The 13,910-nt window shown below is 59.1% G+C and carries 16 protein-coding genes; 3 read left to right on the forward strand and 13 right to left on the reverse strand.

Translation table 11 applies throughout. The features are described from left to right. Positions 1 to 57: 57 nt before the first annotated feature. From AMK05_RS22710 to AMK05_RS22725, 4 genes are all read right to left on the reverse strand, one after another. The gene (locus AMK05_RS22710; protein WP_064841765.1) at positions 58 to 363 is read right to left on the reverse strand and encodes a hypothetical protein; all 306 of its coding nucleotides are present in this window, start codon (positions 361 to 363) and stop codon (positions 58 to 60) included. After that, positions 347 to 1,834 carry a type II and III secretion system protein family protein gene (locus AMK05_RS22715; protein WP_064841570.1) on the reverse strand — a complete coding sequence of 496 codons (1,488 nt, stop codon included), beginning with the start codon at positions 1,832 to 1,834 and terminating at the stop codon, positions 347 to 349. The genes AMK05_RS22710 and AMK05_RS22715 overlap by 17 nt, the downstream gene beginning before the upstream one ends. A 58-nt stretch (positions 1,835 to 1,892) precedes the next feature. After that, a complete protein-coding gene (gene cpaB / locus AMK05_RS22720; protein ID WP_064841571.1) occupies positions 1,893 to 2,810 on the reverse strand; it encodes a Flp pilus assembly protein CpaB in 918 nt (305 codons plus the stop codon). A 98-nt stretch (positions 2,811 to 2,908) separates the two neighbouring features. Further along, positions 2,909 to 3,106, reverse strand: coding sequence for a Flp family type IVb pilin (locus AMK05_RS22725; RefSeq protein ID WP_064841572.1), 198 nt, complete (start codon positions 3,104 to 3,106; stop codon positions 2,909 to 2,911). 259 nt (positions 3,107 to 3,365) lie between these two features. Here AMK05_RS22725 and AMK05_RS22730 point away from each other — a divergent pair, with 259 nt between their 5' ends. Beyond that, complete coding sequence (locus AMK05_RS22730; RefSeq protein WP_064841766.1) at positions 3,366 to 3,896, forward strand: prepilin peptidase; 531 nt, start codon at positions 3,366 to 3,368, stop codon at positions 3,894 to 3,896. 410 nt (positions 3,897 to 4,306) lie between these two features. Here AMK05_RS22730 and AMK05_RS22735 read toward each other — a convergent pair whose 3' ends face one another. The 8 genes from AMK05_RS22735 to AMK05_RS22770 all read right to left on the reverse strand — a co-directional run bounded on the left by AMK05_RS22735 (position 4,307) and on the right by AMK05_RS22770 (position 10,462). Next, a complete protein-coding gene (locus AMK05_RS22735) occupies positions 4,307 to 4,711 on the reverse strand; it encodes a type II toxin-antitoxin system VapC family toxin (protein ID WP_064841573.1) in 405 nt (134 codons plus the stop codon). Beyond that, entirely contained in the window at positions 4,708 to 4,977 is a 270-nt protein-coding gene (locus AMK05_RS22740; protein ID WP_064841574.1) for an antitoxin, read from the reverse strand. The genes AMK05_RS22735 and AMK05_RS22740 overlap by 4 nt, the downstream gene beginning before the upstream one ends. 143 nt (positions 4,978 to 5,120) lie before the next feature. Further along, on the reverse strand, positions 5,121 to 5,417 hold the full coding sequence (locus AMK05_RS22745) for a MurR/RpiR family transcriptional regulator (RefSeq protein ID WP_064841767.1): 297 nt from the start codon (positions 5,415 to 5,417) through the stop codon (positions 5,121 to 5,123). A gap of 136 nt (positions 5,418 to 5,553) precedes the next feature. After that, a complete protein-coding gene (iolG, locus tag AMK05_RS22750) occupies positions 5,554 to 6,546 on the reverse strand; it encodes an inositol 2-dehydrogenase (protein ID WP_064841575.1) in 993 nt (330 codons plus the stop codon). 42 nt (positions 6,547 to 6,588) lie between these two features. Then, the gene (locus AMK05_RS22755; protein ID WP_064841576.1) at positions 6,589 to 7,392 is read right to left on the reverse strand and encodes a TIM barrel protein; all 804 of its coding nucleotides are present in this window, start codon (positions 7,390 to 7,392) and stop codon (positions 6,589 to 6,591) included. Between the two features lie 77 nt (positions 7,393 to 7,469). Continuing rightward, the gene (locus AMK05_RS22760; RefSeq protein ID WP_064841577.1) at positions 7,470 to 8,264 is read right to left on the reverse strand and encodes an ATP-binding cassette domain-containing protein; all 795 of its coding nucleotides are present in this window, start codon (positions 8,262 to 8,264) and stop codon (positions 7,470 to 7,472) included. 2 nt (positions 8,265 to 8,266) lie between these two features. Beyond that, positions 8,267 to 9,388 (reverse strand): ABC transporter permease, encoded by a 1,122-nt coding sequence (locus tag AMK05_RS22765; protein ID WP_064841578.1) that lies wholly within the window; start codon positions 9,386 to 9,388, stop codon positions 8,267 to 8,269. 126 nt (positions 9,389 to 9,514) lie between these two features. Beyond that, positions 9,515 to 10,462, reverse strand: coding sequence for a sugar ABC transporter substrate-binding protein (locus AMK05_RS22770; protein ID WP_064841579.1), 948 nt, complete (start codon positions 10,460 to 10,462; stop codon positions 9,515 to 9,517). 171 nt (positions 10,463 to 10,633) lie between these two features. On the opposite strand from AMK05_RS22770, the gene AMK05_RS22775 reads away from it, so the two are divergent. Further along, positions 10,634 to 11,629 (forward strand): LacI family DNA-binding transcriptional regulator, encoded by a 996-nt coding sequence (locus tag AMK05_RS22775; protein ID WP_064841580.1) that lies wholly within the window; start codon positions 10,634 to 10,636, stop codon positions 11,627 to 11,629. A 58-nt stretch (positions 11,630 to 11,687) separates the two neighbouring features. Here AMK05_RS22775 and AMK05_RS22780 read toward each other — a convergent pair whose 3' ends face one another. Continuing rightward, positions 11,688 to 12,602, reverse strand: a complete 915-nt coding sequence (locus AMK05_RS22780; protein ID WP_064841581.1) for a LysR family transcriptional regulator — start codon at positions 12,600 to 12,602, stop codon at positions 11,688 to 11,690. A 136-nt stretch (positions 12,603 to 12,738) separates the two neighbouring features. Here AMK05_RS22780 and AMK05_RS22785 point away from each other — a divergent pair, with 136 nt between their 5' ends. Beyond that, positions 12,739 to 13,812 carry a tartrate dehydrogenase gene (locus AMK05_RS22785; RefSeq protein ID WP_064841582.1) on the forward strand — a complete coding sequence of 358 codons (1,074 nt, stop codon included), beginning with the start codon at positions 12,739 to 12,741 and terminating at the stop codon, positions 13,810 to 13,812. The last annotated feature ends 98 nt before the right edge of the window (positions 13,813 to 13,910 follow it).

Genomic DNA, 13,910 nt, shown 5'->3' on the forward strand with positions numbered 1-13,910 from the left:
CCTGTTTCGTGCATTTCCCCTTCCGGCGCGCTGCCGCCGTTCATGCCTTTCGAACGGCTATTGGCTGACGGTGGCCCCACCGGACGCACCGTTGGCCTCCATGGCCGGCGACGGCTCAATGACCACCGCCCCGCCGTTCTGATACTCAGTCATCACCCTGCGGACCACCTTGCCGTCGCTTGCGATATGGGTTCGCTGGGCTTCCGGCGGGAACGGATCCTCGGTGTGGATGGCCTTGTTTGCTTCCATGGCGTTCCCGGCCCCGAAGGTGATCGTGTCGCGATGGTTCATGTAGTCGGCGCAGCCGGAAGTGAGGCCGGCAGCGGCAAGGACGAGAAGGACGCGCTTAGCGTTTTGTAGCAACAACCTGGCCTCCCTGGTTCAGGTCGAGACGATGGCCATAAGGCCCGGTCACACCTTCGCCATTGCGAAAGCGCCGGAGCATGTCCTTGTCGACTTCCAGGACACCGAGCGCGAAAAGCTCGACATCGTTGGACGAACGCGTCTGATCGAGCGGACTGTAGAGGTCTTCGCCCGGACGAGCCGGCCGCACGATGTGCGGGGTCACGACGATCACCAGGTCGGATTCCTTCTTCTGGAAACTCGTCGAACGGAACAGTGCGCCGAGGATCGGTATCTTCCCGAGACCCGGCAATTGCTGGATGTCCTTCGCGTTGATCGACTGCAGCAGGCCCGCCAAGGCAAAGCTCTGGCCGTCGCGAAGTGCGACCGTGGTACTGGCCGCGCGCGAGATGAAACCCGGATTGCCGTTGACGTTGATCGACGGATCAAGCTCGGAAACCTCAGGCTCGATCTCCAGATTGATGAGCCCGTCATCAAGAACCACCGGCTTGAAGGTCAGCCGCACACCGAAGGGGCGATAGTCCGTCTCGGTGGCGACTGTCGTCCCGTTGTTGGTCGTCTTCAGGATCGGCACTTCGCCGCCGGCATGGAAGCTGGCCGTCGAGCCGCTCATTGCGATGAGGTTCGGCTGAGCCAGGCGACGCACCAATCCCTTCTGCTCGAGCGCGTTGATGACCACGTCGATGTGGCCGCCCGAGATTTCCAGCACTTTGGCGATCAACTGGCCGAAGGGCAGCATACCCGTTGCCGCACCCTTGGGGTCAAGAAGGGAGCGGGCCAGGTTGCCGTCATCGTTCACGGTAATACCCTGGCTGGTCGTTGCCTTGCCGATGCCGTTGTTGCCGCGCCCGGACCAGCCGATCCCGAGGTCGCGACCCGTCTGGCGCGAGGCTTCGATGACACGGACCTCCAGCATCACCTGCTGACTGTCACTGACGCGCAACTGGTTCAGCACCGGTTGGTCGGAATAGGACTGGGCGATGTCCATCACCCGCTGCAATTCGACGCCGTCACGGACTATGCCTGTCAGGCGAATGCGGTCGCTGGAATTGGCCACGATAACCCGGGCCGAGGGCGCGGCAGAACGAATGGCGGCGGCGACTTCACTGAAATCGCTGGCAACCCGGACATCGATGACACCGAGAAGCGATTTGTCGTCGCCATAGACCGAGATATTGGTGGCGCCGATCTTCTTGCCGCGGATGAACAGCGACTTGTCGGAAAGCGGCACCACGTCGATCATATCGGCGCTGCCGATGACGAGATCGCCGAAGGCCTGGCCGGTATTGAGCGTCAGCGTCGCATTCGGAGGCAAGGTCACGCGCTGGACCGATTTGCCTAAGGTGACCGATTTTTCCTGTGCGTTGGCGCAGCCTGCAAATCCGGGCCCTAAACACACACAGGCCGAAAATACTGCCGCCAGTGCCGCAAGGCTTTTCGTCCTTGCGATTCTTCTCTTGCCATTCGCCATGCCTGCTTTAGCCCCCTCGTTCGGCTGGCCGCATCTGCGGCATGCCGGCTAAACAACATCACTGGACCAGGCCGACTCGGTGCTCCTCGCGCTTCGTCGTGTTCCAGACCCCCACCGTCACCCATTTCGGCTCAACCGGCAACACCGGTTCGACCTTTTGTTCTACAATCTGCACTTGTTTTTCAGGTTCTGGCAACTTATTCTTTTCCAAATCATTGCCGAGTTCCGTCGCCATCGCCCCGCCACCGAGGTCGGCGACCGTGATCGGCCGGGTCTGCTCGACGGAGGCAGAGGCAATATTGCGAAGCGCCAGCGAGAGCGTGCCGATGCTGGAGCCGAGGGTAAGGCGCTGGGCCTCATCGGTCGTGACCTCGAAGGTCACGGTTTTGACGACGGATGGTTCGTCCTTGCGTTCGTCTGCCGTCTGGTCCACCGCCAGCACCTTGACGCCTTGCAGCAGCACGTCGACGAAGGTCTGATCGTTGCCGGCCGGCCCCCGCACGACCCGCGTCAGAAGCACGTCGACGCGATCGGAAGGCCTGACGAAGCCGGCAACGCCGAGCACGTCGTTGACACGGATGGAAACGGCCTTCATGCCCTGGTCGAGGGCCGCCGACAGCGTGGCGCGTTCGCCGGCGCCGGTGATTTTCGAGGAGAGTACCGGCTCGCCGGGATCGATCGCCGCCATCGCATAACGCGGTTGGGCATCGCTGCCGACGACGGTCTCGATGCTGACGAACGAACCTGCGGGTGTTTCATTGGAGGGCCATGGGATGGCCCTGAGATTTTCGGGCCGGATCCGGTCGCCGAAGCGCATCGGTTTGGCGGCGACAACGAGTGTCCGCTCCTCGGCCTTCACGCCGCTCATCGCCAGCAACCGGGCCTTCTGATCGGAGAGATACTCGCGCATGCCGAAAACTGCTGCTGCTGCGAGGACAAACGCAATAACGAGACTTAAAATCGTTGAAGAACGCATCGCAGTTACTCGCTACACTGGACGGAACGCATCCATTCATTGCTTCTAATTTAGAAGAGAGGGGTTAACAAAACCCCTCGCTTCTTCGTACGCCGATATCAGGCTGCTGGAGCGGTCAGATTGGTCGTAAACCAGCCTGCCCAGCCGTTCCAAACGGTGGCCAGATTGGTGCCGGCCAATGTCACCGCCCCGATCACGCCGCCGACCAGCAAGGCGAGCAGAATGAGGTATTCGGTAAGTGCGACGCCGTCTTCTTCCCGCGCGAAAGCGCGTACGCAGTTTACAAATGCTTTCATCGAGAATTACCTCCCAGGTAAGTTGTGCGCCGTATTTCCCCCGGCCGCGTTGTCGTCGAGACCGCCCCTTCGACTGGTTGTATTAATAATCTGTTAAGTCTAAATTAGTCAATTGTTTTATACATGGAAGATATACATCTATACTTTTATAGTTAAGACCAAAGTCCGAATAGTGCGCAGTAAATACCAGCTAGCGTCGCAGCCATTGAATGAAATTGAACGCAAAGATAGGTTAAATAACCCAAAGAGGTTGATTTTCATGCTGAAACTGGTCGCCGTTATTAACTATCTTTCAGTATTACTTTTTCTCTACGCCGCCTGGACAGATTTCCGCACATGGAAAATCCCCAACACGCTCGTTCTTGCCCTCGTAACACTCTATGTATTGCGCGCGGCGGCTGTGATTCTCAGCTCCGAAGATGTCGGCGCTGCGCTGTTTGCTTCGAGCGGAATTGGCGGCGACGTCGGGGCCGGCCTGCTGATGTTCCTGCTTGGGGTGGTGCTCTGGGCACTCCGGCTGTTCGGCGCAGGAGACGCCAAGCTTTTCCTGCCGATCGGCCTTTTTGTCGGATGGCACGGAATCCTGCCGTTTTCGTTTTTCCTCCTTGTCCTCGGCATTCTGACGCTCCTGGCTCTGCGGCTGCCGGTGCCGTTGCCCGTCGCACATCTCGCTTTTTTCATGCGCATCGCGGAAATCCGGGCGAGCCGGAAGGTGCCTTATGGCGTCGTCATGGTTTTCGCCGTGCTCCTCACCCTGGCTTTGCCGATGATCCGACAGCAGCTGCAGTGACCTGCATCGACAAGCTTCCTGGCAAGCCAAAAGCAGTTCTCGGCGTGCAGGCAGTGGGGCGGGTGTTTCCGAACTCGTTGCGCTGGCGATCGAAATGGGGTGCGCGTCAAAGACGTCGCCGGCACCATCCACCTGCATACGACCCGCAGCGAAGCGCTCATGGCGATGACGCTTTGTAGGGAGATTGCAATCTTTAATATACGATCATCTCAAGACGAAAGAAGCGCCCGCCCACGCGATGTGCAAAGGCAAGCCAAATAACAGTTATATATATCAACATGTTGTTGGTAAAAAGATCTGCGATGCAGCGAGGGTGTGAAGGATTGTTCGCAATTAAAGATTGCACTTCTTGCGTAATGGGAATTATGGAACTCGTCGCTGCCGATGGACTCAACTCGTGTTGGTCGCATTCAATCCAACCAGTTCTCGACCTGCAAAGCGCGCACGCGCACGAACTCTCCGAGGTTCGCCGTCACAAGAACTGCTCCCAAGGCGCATGCATGCGCGGCAATGAAGAGGTCATTCGGACCGATAGGTTTGCCACAGGTCTCTAGTTCCGCCCGGATGACGCCATACTGGGCGTCGGCGGGCACATCCAGTGCCAGCACGGGGATGCTCCCAAGGATGGCCTCGATCTGTGCGAGAAGTTTCGCCGATCCTTTCTTGGCGCAACCGTAGCGCAACTCAGATGCCGTGATGATGCTGACGCAGATTGCTTCCGCGCCGACCTCAGCGATGCGTCGAGCGACAACGCCCCTCGGGTTTCGAGCAAGCTCGGACACGATATTGGTGTCCAGCATATAAAGGCTGGTCACAAGTCGATATCCTTCGCGGGAAGCAAGGTCTCGTCAACATCCGGGAACTGATCTTCGGGACCAAGCGGCTGCAAACCGGCTAGTACTTCTAGGAGGTTCTTGCGTCGGACCGGCTCTAGGATGAGCCGATCACCATCCCTGTGGATCATCACTCGGTCGCCGGGCAATTCAAAGTCAGCCGGAATTCGCACAGCTTGGCTTTTGTTGTTTCGGAAAAGCTTAGCCTCCCGTGGCGGGGTGGTTTCATTGTGCCGGAGATGGGGCATTGGAACTCCTTTGTATATGCATATGGATATACATCGCTTTAACCGAGCTTTCAAGCAAATCCGATCGCTCGGGGCTCCGCAGTGAAAAGCAATTGGCGCCCCCTACCGGTCGGCCCGAACAGGATGGTCGCGCAAGCTTTCGATCACTCAATCACCTCACCATGGGTCATGGCAGCCTTCCGAAGATGATTTCTCATCATCGCCCGCAATTCAGCGAATGTTTGTAGTCCGCAGTGCTGTGCCAGGCGCAAAACCGTTGTTGGAGACACCTTGCAGCTGCGCGAGATTTCTGCCGCGCTTTCGAAAGCGACCATCTCCGGTCGTTCAATGACTCGTCTGGCAACTTGCTCAAGTCGATCGGGAAAGACAATCTGACGTCTCGCGATCAGCGATTTCAACTCCTCCAATGTCTCAGGAGGACTAATGGTGGCCTGCTTCATGGGCTTCTGCCTCTTGAGGGCGTTATCTAGGATTGAGGTCATGCGCAGCGCCGGATGATCTGCACAGGTTAGGCGATACGCCGGGTGCGAACCGATGACGCGTGGAGCGCTATCGGTTCGCACCCGTTCCTTTCCATCAATCGACCGCCACCGGTTTGCCGGTTTGCCAGCTCTTGGTTGCGGCTTCCGCGAGTTTCTGCGCTTGCAATCCGTCAAATCCGCTCGGCCGCGGCGACCGGTGGCCATTGTCGATCGCTTCGATGAAGGCATTGATCTCGTTGGCGTAGGCCTGCGCATAGCGCTCAAGGAAGAAATATTGGACGGGGTCGCCGCTGACACCGCTGGCGTTGGAAAGCTCGACACTGGTTGCCTGGATATTCCGTGCCGCCAGCATGCCGGCAGAACCATGGACTTCGATGCGTTGATCGTAGCCATAGGTTGCCCGGCGCGAATTGGTGATGACAGCGATTCGACCCGACGCCGTCTGCATCTGAACCGCGGCAGTATCCACATCGCCCTCGGCCCCGATCGCCTTGTCGACGAGAGACGATCCAAGCGCGTTTACCACGACGAATTCCTCGCCCATGAGGAAGCGGGCCATATCGAGGTCGTGAATCATCATGTCACGGAACAGGCCACCGGAGGATTTGACGTATTCGGCTGGCGGTGGAGCGGGGTCACGGCTGGTGATGGTGACGATTTCGATGTCGCCGACATCGCCGCGACGCAGCCGCGCCTCCACACTGGCGAAGTTGGGATCGAACCGCCGATTGAAGCCGATCATCAGGGTGGAATTGTTCTTTTCGACAAGGTCTAGGCAGGAATTGATGCGTTCGACCGACAAGGATACCGGCTTTTCGCAGAGGATCGCTTTGCCGGCCTTCGAAGCCGCCTCGATGAGATCGGCATGACTTGATGTCGGCGTTGCTATCAGGATCGCATCCACCGCCGGGGACTTGACGATATCCTCTGCGTCAGCGACCTCGGTGCCTGTCTGGGCAGCAAGCGCTTCTGCCGTGGCCCTGAAGGCGTCGGCCACATAAACGAGCTTTGCCTTCGGGTTCGCCGCGATGGTGGCGGCATGTACCTTGCCTATCCGTCCGGCGCCGATCACTCCAAACCTGATCATTGATCATTTCTCCGTATTCGTAAGCGTTAACTGTCGGATCGTTCAAACCGTGAAGGCATCGCGGAAGCGGTCGAGCGCTGCCTCATCCTCGCCGGAAGCCCAAGCTTCCATGCCGATGGCGCCGCGATAGCCCATGTCCTTGAGCGCGCGTGCGATCATCTTGTAGTTGACCTCGCCGGTACCTAGCTCGCAGCGGCCGGGCACATCGGCCACCTGGATTTCGCCGATCCAAGGCAGGCAGTTGCGGCAAAGCTCGATCAGGTTTCCCTCCCCAATCTGGGCATGGTAGAGATCGAGATTGAGGCGGACCCGCGGATGATTGACGCTTGAGACGAGCGCCAGCGTGTCTTCGGCACGCCCGAATGGCACGCCCGGATGATCGACCGGAAGATTGAGGTTTTCGAGGGTGAAGATGACGCCCTCTTCTTCGGCCATGTCGGCGACACGGCAGAGGGTGTCGCGCGCCTTTAACCACATGGCGCCGGTCAAGACGTCGACCGGCTGGGCCGGCAAACCTCCATCTCCCAGACCGGTGCCGTGCAGATTGAGCCTTTGCACGCCGAGCCGCTTACCGATCTGCGCCGTTTCGCGTGCTGTCTTGAGAAGTTCGGCAGCACCTTCGTCGTCCGTCAGACGGCCGGAGAGATATCCGTTCATGATCGTGAAGGTCGCGCCCGTTGCTTCCAGCTTGTTCAGATCGTGATCCGGCCAATTCCATAGACCAACGCCAAAACCCAGTTCCTTGAGGCGGGAGGCTCGCCACTCGATCGCCTTGTCGCGCCAGAGCATTTCCGCACAGGCGGCGAGCGAAAATGTTGGCAAATCTTCTCGTGATCGATCGTTCATGATCGTGTTCCATCGTTGTTGCGTGAATGAAAGGCGTCGCTGTTCTGGTCGAGCACCGCCTGTGGTGTGATTCCAGGCTAGATCGTGCCGCCGAGTTCTTCGGACAACTGCTGCAACTCCTTGCCACCGGCCATCAGGTTCTGGAGTTCGTCCATCGCGATGTTCGCCTTTGCGTAGGTGCCAAGCGTTTGACCGCGGTTGAGGATGGTGAAACGGTCGGCCACCGCATAGGCGTGGCGGACATTGTGGGTAATAAAGATTACACCCAATCCTTTCTGCCGGACCTGATGGATGTATTTCAACACCATGGAGGTCTGCGCCACACCGAGTGCCGAGGTCGGTTCGTCCAGGATCAGGATCTTGGCACCGAAATAGACTGCTCGTGCGATGGCTACGCACTGGCGTTCACCGCCGGAAAGCGTGCCGACGGCCTGGTTGGGATCACGGATATCGATGCCGATCTTGCGCATTTCCTCGCGCGTGACATCATTGCAGTGATCGAAGTCGATGTGGCGGAATGGGAAGACACCTCTGCGAGGTTCCCGCCCCATGAAGAAATTGCGGGTGATCGACATCAGGGGAATCATCGCCAGATCCTGATAGACGGTCGCGATCCCCGCATCGAGGGCGTCCCGGGGGCTCCTGAAATCGACCGGCTTTCCCTCCACCCGGAACTCGCCACCGCTCGGGCGGACAACGCCGGATAGCGTCTTGATCAGCGTGGATTTGCCCGCGCCGTTGTCTCCCAGAAGGCAAAGCACCTCCCCGGCTGAGACTTGCATGGAAACGCCGTTCAATGCGATCACCGAACCGTAGTGCTTGACGATATCGGTTACTTCGATGACCGGAGTTCGAATGTTGAAATCAACCATGATCAGCGCTCCCCGGTAACCTTGCGGCGAATGAAATTGTTGAAGAGCACTGCCAACAGCAGCATTGAGCCCAGGAAGACCTGAAACCAGTCGGAGTCGAACTTGGTATAGGTCAGGCCGATCGAAACCGAGCCGAAGATAATCGCACCGAAGAAGGCGCCGATTGCCGAGCCGTACCCGCCGGTGAGCAGACATCCGCCGATGACGGCCGCGATGATAGCTTCGAATTCCTTCTGAAATCCGCGCCTGGCGTCGGTGGAACCAGCATCGAGTACGGTGATGATCGCGACCAGAGCCGCCGCACATGCCGTCAACGCAAAGAGGCCGGTTTTGACCCTGTGAACCGGGACACCCGAGTTCCTCGCCGCATTGGGATCGCCGCCGGCCGCAAAGACCCAGTTGCCGGTGCGCGTACGCAATAAGACCCAGGTCGCAAGCAGGGCAAGGGCTACGAACCACAAGACGGAAACCGGAACACCCGTGACCTTCGGCACGCCATTGGGGAACTTGTCGATCAGATCATGGTCGGCCAACCATAAGAAGGCGCCCTTCAGGGCTTCGCCGGAGAAAATTCCAAGCAGCGGGCTGTCTTTGACATGGTCACTGATGCCGCGGAGCTGCGTCGAGCCACCCGTCGCCCATTTCAGGCCGACAAGCGTCAGGCCACGGAGAATAAAGAGGAAGGCCAGCGTCACGATAAAGGATGGCAGACGCGTATGGATCACGATCTGTCCGTTGATCGCGCCCATGAAGGCAGCGAAAAGCATCGTCATCACGATGGCGACCGACAATGGCTGCCCGAAGTTCGTCAGGATGACACCAAAGATCAGTCCTGCGAAGGCGACCATAGACCCGATCGAGAGATCGAACTCGCCGCCGATCATCAGGAGCGCGGCCGCGATAGCGAGAATCCCCAATTGGGAGGCCGGCGCCATGATCGTCATCACGCCCGAAAGCGAAAACATCGTGGGGTCTGCGGTGAGAAAGAAAAATACGATGACGAGCACCAGGCCGGCCACGGCTCCTAGCTCGGGCCGGCGCATCAGTTGCGTCAGAAAACCCACCTGCTTGATGCGCTCATCGGCTTTCGGCGCGACCGCCGCTTTCTGCTCAAGCGAAGCCATGATTTCTCCCTGTGAATGTGATTTAGCGCTTCAGCTGCGCTGCCTCGCAGCGCGTTCCATCGAACCAAAGCCCCTCCCCCGGTAACGGGGAGGAACTTCGAGGAGGATGCCTTTCGGCAATCTCGATCAGCGAATCCCCTTGGCGGAAAGATCGACCACCTGAGCGGCCTTTTCCTTGGTGATCAGGTTCGGACCGGAGGGAACGTTGCCACCCGGGATGAGCCCGTATTTGGCGTAGTTGGCCAGAAACACGACGGGCAGATAGCCCTGAAGGAATTGCTGCTGATCGATAGCGAAAGCGGCCTTGCCGTCTGCAACCGCCTTCAGAAAATCGGCCGAAAGGTCGAAGGTTGCCACCTTGATCTTGCCGGTCATGCCGACATCTTCGACGGCTGCCAACGCCGGTTCACCAGCTGTGCTTGCGCCGAGCGCCATAACGGTATCGACGGCCGAGTTGGAACTCAGCGCTGCCTTGACCTTCGCCCGAACATCGGCAGGATCGTTGCTGACAGGAAGCACCGTGACCTTGCCGCCGAAACCATCTGTAAAGCCCTTGCAACGCAGATCGAGCGAAACATTGCCGACTTCCTGGTTCACGCACAGGCCCTCCTTGCCGCCGAGCTCATGCAGCTTCGCGCCGGCGGCTTTGCCGGCGGTATATTCGTCCTGACCGACATGCAGAAGCGCTCCCAGCTCTTTCGAGACATCGGAGCCGGAATTGATCGAGATGACAGGGATCCCGGCGGCGACGGCTTTCTTAATGGAAGGACCGAGTGCCGAGGCGTCCGGAATGGAGACGATCAACCCATCCGGCTTTTGATTGACCGCGGCATCGATAAGCTGCCCCATCGACACCATGTCGAACGTTTCTGGTGCACGATATTCGACACTCGCACCCATGTCCTTGGCCGCTGCGCTCACGCCGTTCTTGACAACGGACCAGAAGGGGTCGTTGGCTTGACCGTGAGTGACGGCAACGATGCGAATGTCGGCGGCATTGGCAAGCGCCGAAGACGCGATGATCGCTGCCGCAAAGGCAGTGCCTGCGAAAAGTGATTTCAGACCCAATTTCATTTTAACCTCCCAAAACGATCCCACCGGAGGGATCTCCAGATGCTACCGGTTGCAACTCCTTTTGCACCCGGTAGCAAGTTGAGAAAAGTTACTTTATCCTCGATAAAAATCAAGCATCCATTCCATTTTTATTTTTTTGTGGAATATTCATTCCAATCAAGGAGGCAGTAGATGCGCAAGCGGGCGACAGCAAAAGAGGTGGCGGACGCCGCTGGCGTATCGAAATGGACGGTCATCCGCGCCTTCACTCCGGGTGCGTCCATTACAGATGCCAGCCGACAGAAGGTACTTCAGGCGGCAGAGGCTCTGAACTACTCCCCCAACCTGCTGGCTCGCAGCCTTGCGACGAACATTACGCATCAGGTCGCCGTCTTCGTCGACGACTTCGCCAACCCACATAAGCTCCCCGTTCTGGAGATGCTGACCGAGCGGCTGCAGGCGGAGGGTCTCCTAACCGTGCTGATCAATATCAATCGCCATTTCGATCACATCCATGCGTTGATCAACGCCGATCAGCGGCAGTTCGACGCCGTCATTCTGTTCGGAACCGCCTTTCGTGAGGAAACGCTGGGGGGGCCACGGCTTGGCCCCGGTTTCCCGCCAATGTTTGTCCTTGCGCGAGATAGCCAGATCCCCGGGGTTCCCGCCGTCGCCTGCAATGCCGAACTCGCTCTGGGCGAAATTGTAAATTACCTGTTCGAGAGAGGATATCGCCGTCCAGGCTTCATGACGGGAGGAAAGACCCTGTCGACCGCGCTCGGCCGACGACACCACTATATGCAATTCTGGCAGCGGAAGGGTGTCGATGGCGTCGTCGAGCTGGCCGCAGAGCGCTACAGCGCGGAGGCCGGTGCCAAGGTGGCGCGCGCCTATCTGAGCGCCACCTCCTCCTCCCCGCGCATCGATGTGCTGATGTGCGAAAACGACATTCTGGCGCTCGGAGCAATGGATGTGGCCCGCAGCGAATTCGGGCTTCGCGTGCCAGATGATCTGGCGATCGTCGGCTTCGACAATATCGAGCTCGGCGCCGCTCCGGCCTATCAACTGACTTCTTACCAACAGCCTGCCGATGAGATGATCGACACCATGGTGGCAATGATCACGGGCAAGCGCGAAGCCAAAACAGTTGTTCTACCCGGACGTCTTGTGCAGCGATCATCGGCGTGAAATTGCCCGGCATGCTTTCAACTCATTCGACACCGGCGCGATCGAGAAACCGGCATGCTCAGGCCGCTGTCGAATATCTTTCGAGATTCCGCCTCAGGAGATCAAGCAGCGCATCTCGCTCCGTATCGCGGACGGCTTTCATCCAGGCTGCAGCCAGCGGCAGTTTCGGCGTCGTCTGCCCTGCCCTCTCCTGGACCGGCAGAAAGCGAACGCCGGCTGAAGCAAGCGAGGATGTCCATCGCGGGACGACGGCGAGGCCGAGGCCGGCGGCGACCATGCTGACGATGGTTTGTTTTTCATCGGCGACTTGGGCGATATCAGGATGCAGGCCGGCTGCGGCAAACAGGTTCATCGTCAAATCATAGCTGTGCGGCCTGGATCGTCTGTCCGGGACGATCAGCGGTGCGTTCGCCAGATCAAGGACAGAGACGCTCTTATGGTCCGCGAGTTCATGAGAGGTCGGGACCGCCACGACGGTGGTCTCGGAAAACAGATCCTCGACCGCCAGGTGACGGCTCATTCCCGGACGCGGCCTGATGAAAGCCAGATCCAATCCTCCGGCCAGCAGTTTGGGCACGAGCCGAATGGATTTGTCCTCCGTCAGCTGGGTTTTGACATCGGGGGCGATGGCTCGAAAGTCGTGGATCAGTGTCGGAAGGAGGCCGGCGGCGGCGCTGTCGATCGTACCGATTCGAAGGATGCGGCTGCGCCGCTGCTGCTTGGCGCGAAATTTTTGACCGAGTTCATCGAGCCGGGCGAGAAGCGGCCTGACCTCTTCCAGAAGCGCTATTCCATCCTCGGTCAGTGAGACGCTCCGGGTCGTGCGGCTCAGCAGTTGACTTCCGACCGACTCTTCCAGCAAGCGCACATGACGCCCGAGCGATGCCGGAAGCAACCCGATCCTTTGCGCCGCCCTTCCGAAATGAAGCTCCTCGGCAACGGCAACGAAGCATCTCAACTGCTCCAGCTCCACACGCCAGCCTCCTATTATATTCATATTTTATATAATTCTTTCGCCATTGAGTAAACCGAGGGACCGGCACTAGGCTTCAGGAAGAATGCGTAAGACTGATCGGGCAGGGCTGGGAAGACGTTGGCGGAGCAAATCGATGCGTGAATATTCTATCGCGGCTATCCCTGCGGACGGGATCGGTCCCGAGGTCATTGCCGCCGGGCGAACGGTGCTCGCAAGTCTGGAAAAACGTCTCGGCGACGTTAGGTTCGCCATCGAACACTTCGACTGGGGCTCCGACTACTACAAAAGGTACGGCGTGATGATGCCGTCGGACGGGCTCGAGCAGTTGAAGAAATTCGACGCGATTTATTTCGGCGCCGTCGGCGCGCCGGATGTTCCCGATCACATCACTCTTTGGGGGCTTAGGCTGCCGATCTGCCAGGGTTTTGACCAATATGCCAATGTCCGACCGACGAAGATCCTTCCAGGCATCATCCCTCCGCTGCGCAACTGCGGCGTCGGCGATCTCGATTGGGTGATCGTCCGCGAGAATTCCGAAGGCGAATATTCCGGCCATGGCGGCCGCGCCCATCGCGGCCTGCCGGAGGAGGTCGGAACCGAGGTTGCCATTTTCACCCGCGTCGGCGTCACCCGCATCATGCGCTACGCCTTCAGACTGGCGCAGGCGCGGCCGCGCAAATTGCTGACGGTCGTGACCAAATCGAATGCCCAGCGCCACGGCATGGTCATGTGGGACGAGATCGCCGCCGAGGTGGCTGCGGAATTTCCTGACGTTACCTGGGACAAGATGCTGGTCGACGCCATGACAGTGCGGATGACGCTGAAACCGCAGAGCCTCGACACGATCGTCGCGACCAACCTGCATGCCGACATCCTCTCCGACCTCGCCGGCGCGCTCGCCGGCAGCATCGGGGTTGCACCCACGGCGAATATCGATCCGCAGCGCCGTTTTCCCTCGATGTTCGAACCGATCCATGGCTCGGCCTTCGACATCGCCGGCAAGGGCATCGCCAACCCTGTCGCGACTTTCTGGACCGCCGCCCAGATGCTCGACCATCTCGGCGAGCAGGAGGCCTCGGCTCGTCTCATGCGCGCCGTCGAAGCGGTCACCGGCGCGGGCATCCTCACGCCCGATGTCGGCGGTACCGCCACGACCAGAGAGGTCACGGACGCAGTTTGCGATGCGATCCATTCTTCCAATGTCTAGAACACGGCCGCGTGCAGGATCATCGCGTCGCCAGCGAGCAGCATAAAATGCTGTTGGAGGTCGCGCCGCATGCTGTTCCTCCCTCGCGAAGCCCGCGA

Source organism: Rhizobium sp. N324 (assembly GCF_001664485.1).
In the GTDB taxonomy this organism is placed as follows: domain Bacteria; phylum Pseudomonadota; class Alphaproteobacteria; order Rhizobiales; family Rhizobiaceae; genus Rhizobium.